Genomic DNA, 16,097 nt, shown 5'->3' with positions numbered 1-16,097 from the left:
CGACTCTGCCCTCCCACACATTTATTTCGTTATTTAATTTCAGGCAATAAATGAGTCCAATCCCTGGCCTTATCTCGTCGGTTATGGACACTCTCGACTGACACGACGCAGCAATGGCTCGCCCGTCATCGAATCCGAACCCCGACGACCTCCCCGTACCGGCCACAGAGGACCGCCCGTACCTGAAGATCCAGCCAACAGCGACACCACTCGACCCACAACAGGTCGCCGCCCAGGCCCGCAATCTCCACGGGCTCGACACCGGGGCCGACGAAGGGGTCCTCTCCCGGCTCCGTGGCTCACCACGACCGACCATCGAGTTCCTTCTGATCACCGACCACACGGCCAGCATCGAGTACTACGTCGGTATCGACCCGCCCGAAGCCCTGGACGCCCTCCGATCGATCCTCCGGCGTGCGTTCCCACCCTCCTACGAGGTGACGCGGACGAACTGGCACCCTGATCACCTGCCGACAGCCGGCGAGCACGTCGCGACCGTCGAGTACCTCGGTGATCCGGACCGCACCAAGGACTGCTACACGCAACTGACGCCGTTCGCGGAGTTCACGACGAGCGAACAGGCGACGGTACCGCTGGCAACCGTTGCCGAGGCGATGGCCGCCAGTGACGTCCCGATGGTGTACCAAGCGCTCATCGAACCACTGGCAGACCAAACCGCCGACGCCCAGCTCCGCGAACGGGAGATCGAAGCCGGGACCGACACACTCGGGGGCCAGCTCGTTGAGGTCGTCTTCGGGCCACCCGACGAGGAGCTGGATTTGACGGCGGCGGAGGAACAACGACTGGAAGAACTCCACGAGAAGGAGCTCCGGCACGCGTTCGCCGTCAACGCGCGTGTCATGGCGTGTGCCGACTCCGAACCGCAGGCCACCCACGCGGTCCGCCCCTGTACGTCCGCGTTCGGTGACGTCAGTCACACCTGTTACACCGTTACTGGCACCCTCGGCACCGACGAGGGGCTCGCCGACAATCCAGTGTATCAGCGCCTGCAGGATCGCCAGCTCGTCGGCGTCAACGAGGACGGCCTCCCCGCCTGGCTCCCCGGGACGACGACCCGCTCGCGTGGCATCCTCGCCGATCCGACGGAGGTGGGCAACTTCTGTTTCCTCGCCGGTGATGCGGTCACCCCGGACGCCAAACGGGCGCTCGGCACCGTTCCCGAGTCCCAGACGAGTGTCCCCAGACCACCGGCGGCACAGCTCGAACCGTTCCAGCAGCCGGGGCAGGCACTCGGCTACCCGCGCACACATGACGGGGCGCTCACCGAGCCGGTCGCCATCCCGCCGGCGCTCCAACCACTCCATTCGATCCTCATTGGCGGCACCGGGTCCGGGAAGACTACGAGCGTGATCAACATGAGCCTCGCCAATTTCCACGCGACGAGCGGCCCGGAGATCATCATCGACCCGAAGGGTGGGTCCATGCCCACCGAGTATCTCCGGAGCTACTACGAACGCTACGGCACCCTGGAGAACGTCCTGTACTTCGACTGCGCCGAGTGGCTGCCCGCCCTCTCCTTTTTCGACATCCACGCCGAACTCGAGGCGGGCGTCCCGAGAGCCGTCGCCGTCGAGGATCGCGTCGGCCACTACCAGGAGGTCCTCGCCCAGCACATCGGGCAGGAACAGTACGAGCGCGCCCTGCGGTCGACTGACATCATCGAGAACGTGCTCCGCGCGCTGTACGACCCGGTCCACGGCAACGACGTCCTCTCCAACCGGGAACTCCACGCGGCGCTCCGGCGACTCCACGATCGGGAGACGCCACCGGCGGTGGGTGACAGCGACCTCGAAGAGCGCCTCGACAGCATGGTGTCGAACGTCAACTCCCGGACGTTCAACGACATCATGCACGGTGCGCTCAACCGCGTGGAGAAACTCAGTACGCCGACCCACCTGAACGAGATCTTCAACCACCGGCCCAGTGGGATTCACGCCGACCAGTCCATGTTCGATTTCGCCGACTGGCTCGACGAGGACGTCGTCATCATCTTCGACACCGGCAGGTTGCGCCCGGGTGTCAAACAGGGGTTGACACTCACGCTGCTCTCGAACCTCTGGACGGCGCTCCGACGACGACGCCGTCGGAATCCCGAGGCGGACCTGCCGCTGGTCAACGTCTATCTGGAGGAGGCTGCCAGCGTCGCCCCCAGCCAGCTCCTCCAGCGCCTGCTCTCCCAGGGGCGCGCGTTCGGGTGTGCCCTGACGCTGGCGATGCAGTTCCCCGGCCAGGTGGCGGAGGCGGATAAAGAGGTGTACAGGGAACTGCTCAACAACGTCGGCACGTACGTCACCAGCTCGGTTGGCGTCGATCACGATCTCGCCCACCGGTTCGCCACGGAAGTCATGGGCAAGGAGACGATGGCCAACCGCCTGCGCGGGCTCTCCCGTGGGGAGTGGCTGGTGAACCTGCCCGGTGAGTTCGGGGGCCGGTCCCCCCAGCCGTTCGTCGTCGAGTCACTGCCACTTCCCGACGGCCATCCCGAGAGTACGGCCCCACGTCCGACCGGCTATGACGACGCCTACGAGGCCATGTGCACGCGGACCCGGACGGACTATGGACTGTCGATCGCTGACGAGCCGGGCACCGAACCCAACCACGCCGAGACGGGACGCGACGCCACGCCCGACGCGACCACAGCCGACGAGTCAGACGGGACGTCCGAGTCCAGCGGCCCACCGACGGTGTTCGACTGGACGACGCGAATGCCCACGCCAGTCACCTACGACGACCAGACGGAGACGCTCCTGTGTCTCACGTGTAACAGCCGCCACGACCCGTCGGTCGCTGGCATGCAGCAGGCGATCGAGTGTTGTCACAGTCTCGACGAGGTCGACCGTGACAACGTGCCGATCTGCGGATGTACGCTCAAGCTCGGGCCAGCCGAAGTCGCCGCCAGCGAATGGAGTCGCCGGCAGCTCTGCTTTCTGCAGGCGGTGTGCAATGCCCATCAACAGCGGTACGACCCGATCGAGTACGACATCGTGCGCGACAGCATGATCCGGCTCAAGGAGTACCTCGACGTCGACGAAACAGCGATCGACGAGCTGCTGGATGCAGACCTACTGCGACACGACGGCGATCACCCCCATCGCCTGTACACCGTGACGGCGGCCGGCCGGGACGTCATCGCGGAACACCAGCGCCAGGGCGTCGAGTACGGCCACGCCAAGGGCGATCTGGGGGAGTCCAGCCAGCACGTGTTCATGGTTGAACTCGTGCGTCGCTGGCTCGTCCAGAAGTACGCAGAGGATTCGGACTCGGACGTCGAGGAAGTCGTTCCCTATTACGAACTCCGGCAGGGCAGTGTCGACACGGCCGCGTTCATGGGGAGTGAGGAGGACGTCGAGGAGGCCACCCAGGACTACGAACACCACCGGCTCGATCTGGTGGGGCTCGACGCCGACGGGGAGATCGTCGTCACGGTCGAAGCCGAACGGATCAACAACGACGTGAACCGAGCCGTCCCGGAGGACTACGACAAGATGGCTGCCTGCGACCCGAACGAGGCGATCTGGGTCGTCATGACGCGTGGGGATGGCCATACGGTGCTGGAAACGCTGAACGATCCCCCTGCGGAGGAGCCGCGCGTCGAGAAGACGTACAGTGAGAACACGCCGCCGCGCCAGTTCAACATCGACGAGCCCGGGTTGACCGCCGTGTACCCCGTCAAGTACATCAGCCAGCAGTTGGACGAAGAGGAGTAGTGCGAGGGGACCGCAGTCGTCTCGGTGAACGGTCCGTGGACTACGCCGCCTCGGAGGAGCGGAGAGAGAGAGACGAAAGTGGCCAGTACAGGCGATCGATTCAGCAGACCGACTGCTGACCGCGCAACAGGGTATCATTGAGACGGTGGTGAGGACGGATCGCCTGCTCAGTAGACGTGCTTATCGACCGGTTTCGGAATTATTGAAAACCAAGTTCGAGAAGAGGTTCCCAACAAACACTCCAACTGATATTACGATAGTGAGTTGGACGTACGTTGCTGTACCAAATACAATCTGTTCAGCCATACCCACCATGAAAGTTCGTTTCAATTATAAGTTCCTCATCAGAGCCCCTCCAGGATAGCTACACGATAAGTTCCTGTACTGAGCGAATCGGGGAGCGAAGCACAGCTATGTGAGCCGTTGTATGACTCCCTCGAGACACCAGAGACGAGGTTCGACCTCGTGCTCGGTGAAAGGGTTCCCAGGCAACTAGCTCACCGACCGAGACGCACCGCGGAACGGACCGGACGACAGCGCAGGCGAAGGTGTTTCCGTTCCATCGTGTTCGATTATCTATGGGTTGTGCACGAAGCATAACTGTCCGTCGCACCCAGCGGGAAGTCCCGGGTATGAAGACAGAGTTACACCGCCTGCCGAGTCACGATCGCTCGGACGCACGTCGGGAACGGTGCCGAGCAAGGACACGTTAGTTCTGTCCATCGCGCACAAGTCCGCGAGAGCGCAGCGCAAGCGCGGGCGGCGTCGCTCGATGGCGCAGTCTCCCTGACGAAAGCCGAGTGTGAACGGCGCCATCCCCGCAACCCCCCTTCGTTTCGTGTCCACACTGCGTTTCAGTACCACGCACACCAGGAGCGGCGCGCTCCCGACCTGTCGAGGGCGCACGGTGAGTTCACACACGGTTCACACGGCCGGAAGAAGACGGTGAACGGTGCGATTCACCCGTGTGTGACCGGCGTGTGTGACCGAACGGCCGACGTCCGGGCGGAGTGCGAAAGTGCCGATAGCAGGCAGTTCAACCCGTCTGTATGGCGAGTCGGCGAACCAGTAGCGGCACCACGACACGTGGGATTTCCACACGCGGTTCGAATCGCCAGACGGCAACCGTGTGTGAAGGTTCGGACGAGGGGACAGTCCCAGGCACCACGCCCAGTGGGTCGTCAGCCACACTCGGATTCCGAGGGTTCAGCCCCGCTATTGCTGTGTGTGTCGGGTGTGCTATTCGGACGGGGAGTTCCCCCTGTCGCGCTCGGGGACTTCACACACGGACTGAAACCAATGACACAGGGTTTCTTCCGGACGAAAACACCGAGTGTGAAGATCCGGTTGGCGTTCGAGACGACACGAACACCGCTCTCACGTCCCCTCAGTCGCTGACCAGTGCTGTTGAATGACGGCCGTCAGGACAGTCCCTGATCTCCTCGTTCGTGGCATCGGTCTTGTATGAACCGAGCAGGAGCGGGCAACCATTCATGGACCACGACGGGACCGCACAGTCCCGTGGCCAACGATCACACTGGCGGCGACGACCCAGGCGTATCGGACGCGGTGACCAGTCAGCCAGGACGCGATCCGGGCAAGCCGGACGGCGGAACCACAGAGCAACTGTCAGAAAGGCTCACAGACACGTCCGGGGCGTCGATGGTGCCTGGCATCCGGTCGTCGACCGCCGGAGTGCTGCCCGCTGGAAACCACCGACATGAGAACGTGTGGGGGATCTGATTTCCGTCGGCAACCGGTCCCGGCACGTGCCAGCAGTACGGCTACACAGCCCAACCACAGACTGTCGAGAGATGGCCATCACACGCGGCAGGGACGAACCGAACACGACGAACGTGGACGCGGCGATCGAAGCGGTGAACGAGCACGCGCGACCGCTGTCCGACGCCCAGTTGGATCAGCTCGTCGAGCGATTCCAGGATCGCCAGGTGATCTGCATCGGCGAAGCTTCCCACGGCACGAGCGAGTTCTATCGCTTCCGGGCGAGTCTCACCGCGAAGCTCCTCCGGGAGTGCGAGCACGCGTTCGTCGCCGTCGAAGGCGACTGGACGGACTGTTACGAGGTGAACCGCTTCGTCAGAGGCCTGTCGGACCACGAGGACGCCCTGGCAGTCCTCTCGGAGTTCGACCGGTGGCCGACCTGGATGTGGGCGAACTGGGAAGTCCAGGCGTTCGTCAGGTGGCTCCGCGCCGAAAACGAGGATCGTGACGGGGACAGTCAGATCGGCTTCTACGGGATGGACGTGTACAGCCTCTTCGAGTCGATGGCGGCGGTCGTCGAGTACCTCGACGCCAACTACCCGGAGGCCGCCGAGCGTGCGCGGGCCGCCTACCACTGTTTCGAGCCCTACGGCGAGGACGCGCGGGCGTACGCCCGCTCGACGCGGCTGGTGCCCGAGAGCTGCGAGGACGAAGTCGTCTCCGTGCTCGCCGACGTCCGCAGGAACCGGCCGACGTACGACGCGGATCACGACGAGGCACACTTCAACGCGGAGCAGAACGCCCTGGTCGCAGCGAACGCCGAGGAGTACTACCGGGCGATGGTCCGGGGAAACGTCTCCTCGTGGAACGTCCGCGACGAACACATGGTCGAGACGCTGGATCGGCTCAGAGACCACCACGACGACGCGACGGCGATCGTCTGGGCGCACAACACCCACGTCGGCGACGCGCGGGCGACAGACATGGCCGCCCGGGGCGAGGTGAGCGTCGGCCAACTCGTCCGCGAGGCGTACGGCCCCGACGACGTGGCCCTGGTCGGCTTCGGCACCCACCGCGGGACCGTCGTCGCCGGCGAGTCCTGGGGCGCTCCGATGCGACGGATGCGCGTCCCGCCGGCGCGCGAGGGGAGTTACGAACACGTCATCCGGCGCGCGGACCAGACAGACTGTCTGCTCGTCAGCGACGACGTCCGCGAGACGGCCCTGGACGACGTTCGCGGCCACCGGGCCATCGGCGTGGTCTACCACCCCGAGCGGGAGTTTGGTAACTACGTCCCGACCGATCTCCCCGAGCGATACGACGCTTTCCTGTTCGTCGACCAGACCGAAGCGCTACATCCCTTCGACGTCGAAGCCGACCAGCGGGAGGTTCCGGAGGCGTATCCCTGGGGTTTCTGACGCGGTGCCGTCCGGCACTCAGGCCTCCAGCCACCAGCCGAGGAGTTTCTCCTGTGCTTCCCGATCGCGGTCGGAGCGGGCGCGCGTCTGGGCGTGTTCCTTGTCGTCGAGGACGGCCCGCTCCAGGTGATCGCGGGCCTCTCGTATCGAGGGGGCGGCGCCGTACGCCTCGCCGGTGCCGGAGAAGCGACCGCGGTCGGTGAACAGCCGGATCGTCGTGCGGATGAGCGGCATGCCGCGGAGCGTCTCTTTGTGCTGGTGGAGGATGACGTACGCCTCGATGACGTCCATGTCCGCGTACTTCTCGTCGACCGCCTCGATCATCTCGGCGACGTCCCGGCGGCTCACGCCAGTGAGCAGGTCGATGCCGAAGATCTGGATGCGAATCGACTCCGTTTCGGTCCAGGTCAGCGAGCGCAACACGTCCGTCAGCGTGACGATGCCCGCGGGTTGGTCGGTCTCGTCGACGACGACCAGCGACGCGTACTGTTTGTCGAGCATCTCGGCGGTCGCGTCCCCGAGCGAGGCGTCGAAGGACACGGTCGCCACGGGGACGTTCATCACGTTGCGGGCCGGCAGGTCAAGCAGTCTCGCCTCGAAGCCGGCGCGCTCGCCGTAGCCACCGTGGGTCCGGAACTTCGGGAACGATCCCTCTCCGCCGTGGAAGTCGAACCCACCGGAGTCCCCGCCTTTCTCCTGTGTGGTCTCCCGGAGGATGAACGCCAGGAGATCGTAGATGCTCACCATGCCGAGCGCCTCGCGGGTGACGCCACCGCCAGTCGACGCCTCGTTGATGACCGGGAGCCGCGAGATGCCGTGTTCTCGAATCCTGTGGAGCACTTCTCCCAGCGTCGTGTCGGGGTTTGCAGTCACCAGGTCCTGGGTGTACACGTCGGCGACCTCGAGCGCGTCCAGGTTCGAGCGGACTGCCTCGGCAATTCCCCGGGCGGTGACGACCCCGTCGAACTGGTCGCCCTCGAACACCGGGAGCAGCTTCAGCTGGCTCTCGACCATGAGCCGGGCAGTCTCGCGCACGTCCTCGGTCCGGCTCACTCTGGGCGGATCGTCGCGCATGACGTTCCGGACGCGCTCGTCCGGCGCGTGCCGGGAAGCGAGCAGCTGGCGGTGCGTGACGACGCCCGAGAAATCGCCGTCCGACGTGACGACGAGGACGCGACGTTCCTGCTCGGCGAACGCGCCGAGCAGTTTCGAGACGCGCTCCGCCTCGTCGATCGTCTCGTACTCGGTCGTGACGATTCCTGTAATGTCCATTGTGAACGTCTGGCAGGCACGGCGTTTCAATTCGCTGCCGTCGCATGCAAACACACCCAGCCATCGCAGGCAACGTGACTAACCTCGACAACTGCGAACGTCCCGCTATGCACTTCGACCAGTTCCTCGGCGCCGTCCAGAACCGCGCGCAACTGGATTCGAGCGGGCCGGCCCTGCGGGCGACGCGGATCACGCTGACGACCCTGAGCGAGCGCATCCAACCCGACGAGGCCGACGACATGGCGGCCCAACTCCCGATGGAGATCGACCGGTTCGTGAGCGAGGTCGACACCGTCGAGTCCTTCAGCTTCGATGAGTTCGTCGACCGCCTGCTCGAGCGCGGCGGGTACGACGACGACGAGCGCGCCGACGCCGTCTTCCACGCACAGGCCGTGATGGCCGTCGTCAGCGAAGCCGTCGACGAGAACGAACTCCAGCAGGTTCGGGACCAACTGGCGGAGAAACAGGGCTGGGACGAACTGTTCGAGGTCGCAGAGCACGAGGAGGGTCTCAGCCCGGGAGAGGGGTGATGAACCGAACCCCTCGACGCCATCGCCGACCACGGCGGCCGTGCGGTGCTCCAGGACGCCCGTGAGCAACTCCCCAACGAGTTCGCCACCATCTTCGAGACTGACGATCGACGAGGGGAGTGAGCACCCGGCTCGACGGCCTGCACGTGCCAGCCAACTCGTTTTGCTGCCACCGCCCCAACGGCGACCATGGCCGAAGACCTGCCGACGCGCGACGAAATCGACCGGGGCATGACCGTCGAAGTCGTCCAGGAGCAGGACAACAACCCGGGCGAACCGCTCATCGGCGACGTGCGCGTGATCTTGACCGACGAGCACAGCCACCCGCAGGGCATCAAGGTCGAACTCGACGACGACGTGACGGGGGGCGTCAAAGAGATTCACCCGGACGAAGACGACCGGGACCTCCCCCAGGGCGGCGGGTAAGAGCGTCACGGAACGGGGTACGCGCGCGCCAGTCCGACTGCCGGCACCAGAAACGCGAGCGTCGCGAGTCCCCAGAGCGGGGCAGTCACCGCAGCCAGCGCTGCCTCCAACACGACGAGTGCGAGCACGCACGACTCGCCTGCAGCCGTGACGATCGCAGGGAACGGTGCGACGTACGCGGTGACGATCGTGCGAGCCGTCCACAGGAAGAACGCCAGCAGAAGCGCGAACGCCGTCGCCGCGCTGAACAGCGATGGCGTGCGCGCGGCGACGTACCAGCCGGTCGCGACGGTCGCCGCGGCCGCCCCCAGCCCAGCGACGACGATCGGACCGCGGTGGCGCCCGTCCGGCTGGCGTCCAGCCATCCCCGTCACCGCGGCGGCGTACCCGCCCGTCACTACCGGCGCGACGACCAGTGGCCAGGGCAGCCCTGCTGTTCCGCCGGCTGTCACTCCCAGCACGACGTTCAGTCCACGTGTCGTCCCCATCCCCAGCGATCCCAGCGGCGTTCGGATCAGGAAGCCGTCGTAGAGGACGACCGTTGCCACGAGGAGGGCGGTCACACCGGCAGCCAGCGGCGAGACTGCTCGCGCGCCCAGGACCGCGGCCGCGAAGAGCACCCCGCCGAGACCGAAGCCGGCCCACCGGGAAAGGTACCCCCGAGGGATGGGCCGTTCGGGGTTCGCGACGGCGTCGCGTGGCGCGTCGACCGCGTCGTTGAGCGTCGCCCCGCCGGCAGAGACGAGCATCGAGACGGCGATAACGCCGACCAGGTGTGTGAACGGCACTGATCGACCGGCAGCGACGACGAGCGCCGCCCCGAGCACCACGTCCGGCGGCGCCGTGAAGAGAGTCTGGAGGCGAACGAGCGAGGCAACGGTGACGACCCGCCGACGCAACCGCTCACCGACTGCCACCCTACTCCCACCCGCGTTCGTCGAGCCAGCCCAGTGCGTCACGAACAGTGAACGCTCCCTGTCGAGCCAGTTCGACGCCGTCCTCGCCCGCCGCCTCGGACTCGTCGACGACGTCATCGCCTCCCCGGCGGCTCAAAATCGTATGCGAGTCGATACTCATCGTGCCTGCCGACCCCACTACACAGGCATCGTGTTTTGTTATGGTGAGCTAGGGAAGCGTTCGCACCAGTAACCACACCTGAAAGCGGTCGGTTCGCAGACACTCCGACGCGTCGCTGTCGCGGTCGGGACCGAAGCCCGAGCGAACGGCAGCGCGGTCGGCCGTCAGTCCCGCTGCGACGAGGATTTCGTCGCCGGAACGATCGGATTCACCCCGGTCGGCCGAGCGTCGCGCGGCGAGACGCGCGGGCGGCGTCCGCACGACCGGACACAGACGGCCGCTGTCCGGCAGTTTCACTTTCACTCCGCATGGCTCGGTTACAAATCCCTCCACCTCCCATACACGTGTAGAGGGCGATCAGCCCTCCTAGTGTCACACGCTCCAATTCCCCTTTTCCCGGCCCGACGTCACCGAGAGCCATCAGTGGCCGGTGCCGTCTCGCAGCGAGATTGAAATGCGAGGCCGACGTAGTGACACATAGTCGTGAGCTCGCCCTCCCATCGGTGCGACGGCTGCGGTGCGACGCTTCAGTCAGTCGACGAACTCGACAGACGATCCGGCACTGCGGGCCGGTCGTGGTCGTGTACCTACTGCGGCACGTCGGTCCCGGCGATCGTCGCAGAGAAACTCAGCCACCACCGCGACGGCTCCGCGACCGACCGCCGGTCCTGAGCGCCACCGCGGCGCTGTCGGACAGGACGCCCCTCGTTCATTCGCACGAAGGAAATAAGTAGGACGCCCGCGAGATGTCATTCGAAATGGCAGAACCAGGTCGCGAGACGGAGTTCACAGAATCGGAAGTGATCGATGTGTTCAAGACGCGCGAGGATTACGCCGAACCGCTCACTGCGACCGAGATCGCGGACCGGCTGGACTGTTCACGGCGGACCGCACTGAACAAGCTCCACGCACTGCAGGAAGACACCGACATCACGAGCAAGAAGGTCGGCGGACGGAGCCGAGTCTGGTGGATTCCAGTGCCCGTCGATCAGTGAATCGATTCGCCCCCAAAACCGCGAGCCGCTCCGTCTAGTACGCCCAGTCCCCGTGTACGTCCCTGGCGTGTTCGAGGAGTTCCTCCGTCGTGTCGAACTCCTTGCCACAGCTACACGTGTGGTATGCCGCCGACGGCTGGCTTGTCGCCATGACCACTACAACGGTTCGGAACCTAATAATTGTTTACGAGGTGCGTGAACGCAACGCACACCTATCGCGGGAGCCGAGCGGCGGGACTGCGGGGAGGAGCGACGCTACTCGCAGACGTCGTCGAGTCCCCACGCTTCCGCACGTTCGCGGGCTTCCTCGCGGGCCTGTTCGCGGATGGCCGCGATCTTCTCTTCGTCGTCGAGGAACGCCTCGACAGCGCTCGTGGACCTGTGTCCGTCGTCGTTGTCCTCGGTCGTCCGGGACCGGTCAGTCGGTGCGAGTTGTCGCGTGCGCTCGGCGAGCGATTGGTCACCCGCCAACCGCTCGGCGGGCATCCCCGGCGGCACCAGGAGGTCCGTCGTCTCGTGGAGGTCTTCGACCGTCGCGACCGGGAGCGAGACGAGTTGCAGCCGGTAGGGACCGGGAACAGCGAGATCGGCCAGGGCTGCCGGACCGCCGCGATCCGTGTCCGTGTGATAGGCCAGGACGGGCACGCCATTCTTCGTAACGGGGTGCGCACCGACTGAGATTTTTATGAGATGACGGGGGAAGGGTGCATCATCATGGGAAAACCACGCATGTCGGCGGATCCACGGGATCGAATGGGCGTATACAAACGAATAGCGCAAGTCCCCGACCGCTATCGGCTTTCGAGTTACGCTGCTGAGTACGAGGGGAGAGAGACCTGGGCCGAATATGTGGACGAGGAGATACCGGACGACCGGCGAGAACGGTTCATGGACGACACTGAACGGGTCGAACGGCGATGGAAATCACATATGGAGAGCCGGGACCGTCACCATGCGCTTGCCACGCCAACGGATGTAGAACAGTGGTGTTCCTGGTTAGTTACTGAATTCAGTATCGGGCATGCCTACCATCCATACTGGTGTCGTGTCGAGGAGTTCTATGACTATCTGTATTGGCACACGGATCATTCCCATGTCTACAATCCGTTCCTTATGGCCGCTGCCGAGTATCCAGCAGCGGGACGGATCTGGGAAGAAAAGACGAGTTCTCTCAAGTGGGTGGCCGAAGATGAGTGGTGAGACTCCTTCTGAAGACGGAGCGCGCGCTCGCCAAGATCTGGCCGACGCAATTGGACGATGTCTCGACCCGCTCGCCGAGTTTGAACAGGAGATCAAAACGACATTCGCGACACGGGAAATCGACCCGCTTGATATTGCGCAGACCAAGGTGGTGGAATCCCGCTGCTTGACAGAGCGTACCCGAAACGAGTACGACCGTGTATTCAGACAGTGGCGCGAACACATGCACCAGCAGGGTCGATACCTAGCCTGCCCGAGCGAAGAGCATGTTCACGCATTCATCGAACGTGAGCGTGAGACGAAGGGAAACGCCGACAAGACGGTTATCTCCAAGTTAGAGCGTCTAAACGTCGCGTACGAATACTGGCAGAATGATCCAGCGTTCCCCCACTCGCAGGAGTACAATCCCTTCCGACTCGCGAAGCAGCAAACCGATTTCTCGGGGGACTCGCCAAAGGAGGTACCTCGAATTCCCATCACGGAGTTGCAAGATATTGTCGGGGCCGTGACCGACATTCGCGATCTGGCGATTCTCACGCTACAGTTGAAATTGGGACTGCGAGCCACAGAATTGTGTAATCTCCGGCTGAGCGACCTCTGCCTCGAACACGATGAGCTTAATCGACATTACGAAAGTCTCGGCGAGTGCGCTGTGCTTGAAAACAGACAGAATGCGGTCTACATTCCACACGACCGTGATGGCAACAAATCCCCGTGTCCCCGGATTCTTCCGCTCGATAATGAAGTCCGTCGAATAGTGAGTCGGTATCTATTGCTCCGGCCGACAAGAGACACGCCCGAGATATTCCTATCGAAAGCCCGACATCTGCCACTGAACAAGCAAGCAGTCAACGACGTGTGGAAAGAAACGTTCCATCCAACATACAGTGAGACCGACGAGTACAGGGCCGTCACCAGTCACTTTGGACGGCACAGATTTACAACGTATTGGCGTGTTGAACAGGGAATGAACCGCGAGCTGATCAAGTATATGCGTGGGGATCGTTTCGGGAGTACCCAGGCTGATGATCGAGCAAGTATCCATGACTATATTCACACCTATTATGAGGATATCGAGCCGATCTATCGGGATCAAATCTTTACTATAACAGAATAAGGAAGGGACTGCGTAACGAGAGGTACTCAGTGCTGTTTTGATGGATTCTACAATATATGTCTGGGTGGGATGTGATGGCTACAGAGGGTGAGTTCAGCACCTCGACTTCATTTCTTTCAGCTCCTGCCCAATGAATCGGTTGCTCAGTGTGCGTGCGGGCTGAGAATCATCCACTGTAGCAATCGGTAGTTTGCTGTATGGGCTTACCCGGTGACGACATCTGCCCGCTATTCCCCTTGAATGATACTCCGTAGTGCCGTCCCAGTCCCGAACCCAAGCAGTCCGACGACTACTGTATTCGGGAGATCGATCCACACTATCTGCCGCAGTATCGTGACCACTCGCCTCAAGAGTGGAGTACTGGTGAGAAACAGGCCATACTCAACTGCTGCTGGGAGAAATACTGAAAATGCGACGACCAGGCTGATGAGAACGCCGCCGCGTCGGTATGCAACAATCCCAGCCGCGACATAGGCAACACTGTTCGCCGCCACGCGGATCTGAAGGTACCCTCTCCTGAGCATTGGACTGGGTGCGACGATGTAATACCCTAGAAATGCGGTGAAGAGTATGGCTGCGCCGATGAGGTGCCTTTGCCGACGCTTCCCGTGATTTCCAATCAGTACTCGCTTCCAAGCGCCACCCATGTCTGGACTCTCATAATGAGCGCTATTCTTTCGTTATCAGCCTATTGTTGTACGTCGGTGAGATATTCCCCCTCTACTGAGCGAAATTGAGTGGGAACTAGCTGGTCGAACTGCCCAGCGCGTCTGCAGATATATTAGATAGATGCTCGATATGCAGTGAACATCCTCCAGAGAAACACGCTGAGGACTGCCAAGAATACTGGACTGCTTAGGTGTAAAAATGCGAGAAATCCAGTGAATTCTGGTTGAATACTTGCTGTCAGGAAGAACCAGAGAAGCCCCCAGAGAAGCGTTGCACCGAGAATCTGCCGTATGGCACTCATTGTTTGCGCGGCTTTATCCGCTGGGGTCAACGAGTCGGTCGCCATAGTGTAGATTCACGATTGTCAACAATAACGCCATCGCCTTCCTCGGTTCGGGACTACTGTTCGTTCTCCCTGTACTGATCGACCGGAAAACATACCATTTAACCGGAATTAAAGCGCTGCCGTGAAGCGTTCTCGCCGTCAGATCCTTGCGCTCTGCATGGGTGGGGCGACAGCCCTCGCTGGCTGCCTCTCATTCGCCAGCGGTCCAGAACAGACTCGACTCCGGTGCTTAGAGGTCAGTAATAATCACGCTGACTCCCACACGCTCCACGTACGCGTCACGTCCGACGGTGAAGTCGTTCACCGCTCCACACATGAGCTCCGGTCGCGGATGGGGCCAAGAATCGCGGTCAATCAAACATGGCCAAACGAGTCCGGCCAGTACTCAGTATCTGCGCGTCTTGACAATCGCTCGGAGTGGGTTCGTACCAATCTCACACAGGACCAAACGGAGGACGGACATCACATTATCGTGGAAATCAACTCCTACGACTCAGAGACTACCAGTGAGCGAGCAACTCCCGAAATAATGCTGTGGGACTCGGAAAATCCCAAAGAGACCTGCGAAGACGAGGTGTAAGCCTCGACAGGCTGGACGCTGCCAACCAGTATTCTTGATGAGTGGTCTGACTGATCACCGGCTATTCATTCTGATCGGCAATCTGGCGTGCTGACTATGCGCCCTGTTTAGCACATCAATTCTTACAGACATAATACAGGTTGCATGACCTGTGCCCTATAGGGAATGTTGACATATCCCGACGGACGAACTCATCACATCGGTCACGGACCAGGATTGGGCTCCTTGGGAATGACGGCACTTCGGAAGCGGTCGGCGACGGCCCCCGCCTCCCCGGCGCGGACGTCGAGCGTCCGGGCAGCGTTCCGATAGGCCTCGGCGGCGGCGGTCGCCGGCGCGTGCGCGAGCAGCGGTTTCCCGGCTCTGCGTGCCGCGCGGACGGCGTCGCTGTCCGGAACGGTCGCCAGCGTCGGGCCGTCGAAGTAGCGCTCGCTCTTCTCGGCGACGCGCGTGACGTCCTCGGAGTCGCTCACCTTGTTGAAGATCGTCCCGGCAGTGTCGGTCCCGTAGGAGTGGGCGTACTCCTGGACCTTCAGCCCGTCCGAGAGCGCCGGAATCGTCGGCTGGAGGACGACCACGACGCGGTCGGCCAGCACGACGGGGAGGACCGCCGACTTCGAGGCGAGCGTCGCGGGCGAGTCCAGCAGGATGACTTCGGTGTCGGCGGCCAGCGTCGCCACCACGTCGCGTAACCGCTCTGGGTCCGCGGCCTCGAACCCCGCCAGACTCGTCCCGCAGGGCACGACGTCCATCCCGAAGCGCTCGTACACGGCCGCCTCCGCGGGCGCGCCGCCCGCGACGAGCACGTCGTGCAGCGTCGTCTCGACCGATTCCAGCCCGGCGTGAAAGAGCAGGTTCGCCATCCCCGTGTCGGCGTCGATGACCGTCACGTCGTGCTCTTCGGCCAGTGCCATCCCGAGCGCGAGCGTGCTCGTCGTCTTGCCAGTTCCCCCTTTCCCACTCGCCACCGCGAACGCCTCGACCATTCACCCAACTGTCTGTGCGATATCAGATTTA

General features: G+C 63.0%; 14 protein-coding genes. 8 read left to right on the top strand and 6 right to left on the bottom strand.

What is annotated here, in order from left to right; all coding sequences use genetic code 11:
* Positions 1–113 precede the first annotated feature (113 nt).
* Together ACFR9U_RS14070 and ACFR9U_RS14065 are read left to right on the top strand one after the other, a co-directional pair.
* The gene (locus ACFR9U_RS14070) at positions 114–3,728 is read left to right on the top strand and encodes a type IV secretory system conjugative DNA transfer family protein (RefSeq protein ID WP_247381805.1); all 3,615 of its coding nucleotides are present in this window, start codon (positions 114–116) and stop codon (positions 3,726–3,728) included.
* A gap of 1,814 nt (positions 3,729–5,542) precedes the next feature.
* Positions 5,543–6,868, top strand: coding sequence for an erythromycin esterase family protein (locus ACFR9U_RS14065; protein WP_247381808.1), 1,326 nt, complete (start codon positions 5,543–5,545; stop codon positions 6,866–6,868).
* An 18-nt stretch (positions 6,869–6,886) separates the two neighbouring features.
* Here ACFR9U_RS14065 and ACFR9U_RS14060 read toward each other — a convergent pair whose 3' ends face one another.
* Complete coding sequence (locus ACFR9U_RS14060; RefSeq protein WP_247381811.1) at positions 6,887–8,140, bottom strand: CBS domain-containing protein; 1,254 nt, start codon at positions 8,138–8,140, stop codon at positions 6,887–6,889.
* A gap of 107 nt (positions 8,141–8,247) precedes the next feature.
* Here ACFR9U_RS14060 and ACFR9U_RS14055 point away from each other — a divergent pair, with 107 nt between their 5' ends.
* Together ACFR9U_RS14055 and ACFR9U_RS14050 are read left to right on the top strand one after the other, a co-directional pair.
* Positions 8,248–8,670: a DUF2267 domain-containing protein gene (locus ACFR9U_RS14055; protein WP_247381813.1), complete on the top strand. Its 423-nt coding sequence runs from the start codon at positions 8,248–8,250 to the stop codon at positions 8,668–8,670.
* 189 nt (positions 8,671–8,859) lie between these two features.
* Positions 8,860–9,096, top strand: a complete 237-nt coding sequence (locus ACFR9U_RS14050) for a DUF2196 domain-containing protein (RefSeq protein ID WP_247381815.1) — start codon at positions 8,860–8,862, stop codon at positions 9,094–9,096.
* Between the two features lie 5 nt (positions 9,097–9,101).
* On the opposite strand, the gene ACFR9U_RS14045 is transcribed toward ACFR9U_RS14050, so the two are convergent.
* From ACFR9U_RS14045 to ACFR9U_RS14035, 3 genes are read right to left on the bottom strand one after another with little or no spacing between them, the layout of a single operon-like run.
* On the bottom strand, positions 9,102–10,013 hold the full coding sequence (locus tag ACFR9U_RS14045; RefSeq protein WP_247381816.1) for a UbiA family prenyltransferase: 912 nt from the start codon (positions 10,011–10,013) through the stop codon (positions 9,102–9,104).
* A 1-nt stretch (position 10,014) separates the two neighbouring features.
* Positions 10,015–10,173, bottom strand: a complete 159-nt coding sequence (locus ACFR9U_RS14040; protein ID WP_247381818.1) for a hypothetical protein — start codon at positions 10,171–10,173, stop codon at positions 10,015–10,017.
* A gap of 48 nt (positions 10,174–10,221) precedes the next feature.
* Positions 10,222–10,470 carry a hypothetical protein gene (locus ACFR9U_RS14035; RefSeq protein WP_247381820.1) on the bottom strand — a complete coding sequence of 83 codons (249 nt, stop codon included), beginning with the start codon at positions 10,468–10,470 and terminating at the stop codon, positions 10,222–10,224.
* A gap of 186 nt (positions 10,471–10,656) precedes the next feature.
* Here ACFR9U_RS14035 and ACFR9U_RS14030 point away from each other — a divergent pair, with 186 nt between their 5' ends.
* Positions 10,657–10,845 carry a hypothetical protein gene (locus tag ACFR9U_RS14030; RefSeq protein ID WP_247381822.1) on the top strand — a complete coding sequence of 63 codons (189 nt, stop codon included), beginning with the start codon at positions 10,657–10,659 and terminating at the stop codon, positions 10,843–10,845.
* Between the two features lie 86 nt (positions 10,846–10,931).
* Positions 10,932–11,168, top strand: a complete 237-nt coding sequence (locus ACFR9U_RS14025) for a helix-turn-helix domain-containing protein (RefSeq protein WP_247381824.1) — start codon at positions 10,932–10,934, stop codon at positions 11,166–11,168.
* Between the two features lie 255 nt (positions 11,169–11,423).
* Here the strand turns inward: ACFR9U_RS14025 and ACFR9U_RS14020 are convergent, their stop codons facing one another.
* Entirely contained in the window at positions 11,424–11,813 is a 390-nt protein-coding gene (locus ACFR9U_RS14020; RefSeq protein ID WP_247381826.1) for a DUF8054 family protein, read from the bottom strand.
* Positions 11,814–12,056: 243 nt separating this feature from the next.
* Here ACFR9U_RS14020 and ACFR9U_RS14015 point away from each other — a divergent pair, with 243 nt between their 5' ends.
* Together ACFR9U_RS14015 and ACFR9U_RS14010 are read left to right on the top strand one after the other, a co-directional pair.
* Positions 12,057–12,368: a hypothetical protein gene (locus ACFR9U_RS14015; protein ID WP_247381828.1), complete on the top strand. Its 312-nt coding sequence runs from the start codon at positions 12,057–12,059 to the stop codon at positions 12,366–12,368.
* Positions 12,358–13,485, top strand: a complete 1,128-nt coding sequence (locus tag ACFR9U_RS14010) for a tyrosine-type recombinase/integrase (protein WP_247381830.1) — start codon at positions 12,358–12,360, stop codon at positions 13,483–13,485. Before ACFR9U_RS14015 ends, ACFR9U_RS14010 begins: the two co-directional genes overlap by 11 nt.
* 1,798 nt (positions 13,486–15,283) lie before the next feature.
* Here ACFR9U_RS14010 and ACFR9U_RS14005 read toward each other — a convergent pair.
* Entirely contained in the window at positions 15,284–16,066 is a 783-nt protein-coding gene (locus ACFR9U_RS14005; RefSeq protein WP_247381832.1) for a nucleotide-binding protein, read from the bottom strand.
* Positions 16,067–16,097 lie beyond the last annotated feature (31 nt).

The sequence above is a fragment of the Halorientalis brevis genome, from assembly GCF_042678165.1.
Classification (GTDB): domain Archaea; phylum Halobacteriota; class Halobacteria; order Halobacteriales; family Haloarculaceae; genus Halorientalis; species Halorientalis brevis.
The sequence above is the reverse complement of the archived record's forward strand: the minus strand, read 5'-3'. Positions and strand labels throughout refer to the sequence as shown.

Bases quoted from the DNA above. Each gene is read 5' to 3' on its own strand.
- ACFR9U_RS14040 (WP_247381818.1), bottom strand. From the start codon at position 10,173: ATGAGTATCGACTCGCATACGATTTTGAGCCGCCGGGGAGGCGATGAC.
- ACFR9U_RS14070 (WP_247381805.1), top strand. From the start codon at position 114: ATGGCTCGCCCGTCATCGAATCCGAACCCCGACGACCTCCCCGTACCG.
- ACFR9U_RS14010 (WP_247381830.1), top strand. From the start codon at position 12,358: ATGAGTGGTGAGACTCCTTCTGAAGACGGAGCGCGCGCTCGCCAAGAT.
- ACFR9U_RS14065 (WP_247381808.1), top strand. From the start codon at position 5,543: ATGGCCATCACACGCGGCAGGGACGAACCGAACACGACGAACGTGGAC.
- ACFR9U_RS14025 (WP_247381824.1), top strand. From the start codon at position 10,932: ATGGCAGAACCAGGTCGCGAGACGGAGTTCACAGAATCGGAAGTGATC.
- ACFR9U_RS14015 (WP_247381828.1), top strand. From the start codon at position 12,057: ATGGACGACACTGAACGGGTCGAACGGCGATGGAAATCACATATGGAG.
- ACFR9U_RS14050 (WP_247381815.1), top strand. From the start codon at position 8,860: ATGGCCGAAGACCTGCCGACGCGCGACGAAATCGACCGGGGCATGACC.
- ACFR9U_RS14055 (WP_247381813.1), top strand. From the start codon at position 8,248: ATGCACTTCGACCAGTTCCTCGGCGCCGTCCAGAACCGCGCGCAACTG.
- ACFR9U_RS14060 (WP_247381811.1), bottom strand. From the start codon at position 8,140: ATGGACATTACAGGAATCGTCACGACCGAGTACGAGACGATCGACGAG.
- ACFR9U_RS14005 (WP_247381832.1), bottom strand. From the start codon at position 16,066: ATGGTCGAGGCGTTCGCGGTGGCGAGTGGGAAAGGGGGAACTGGCAAG.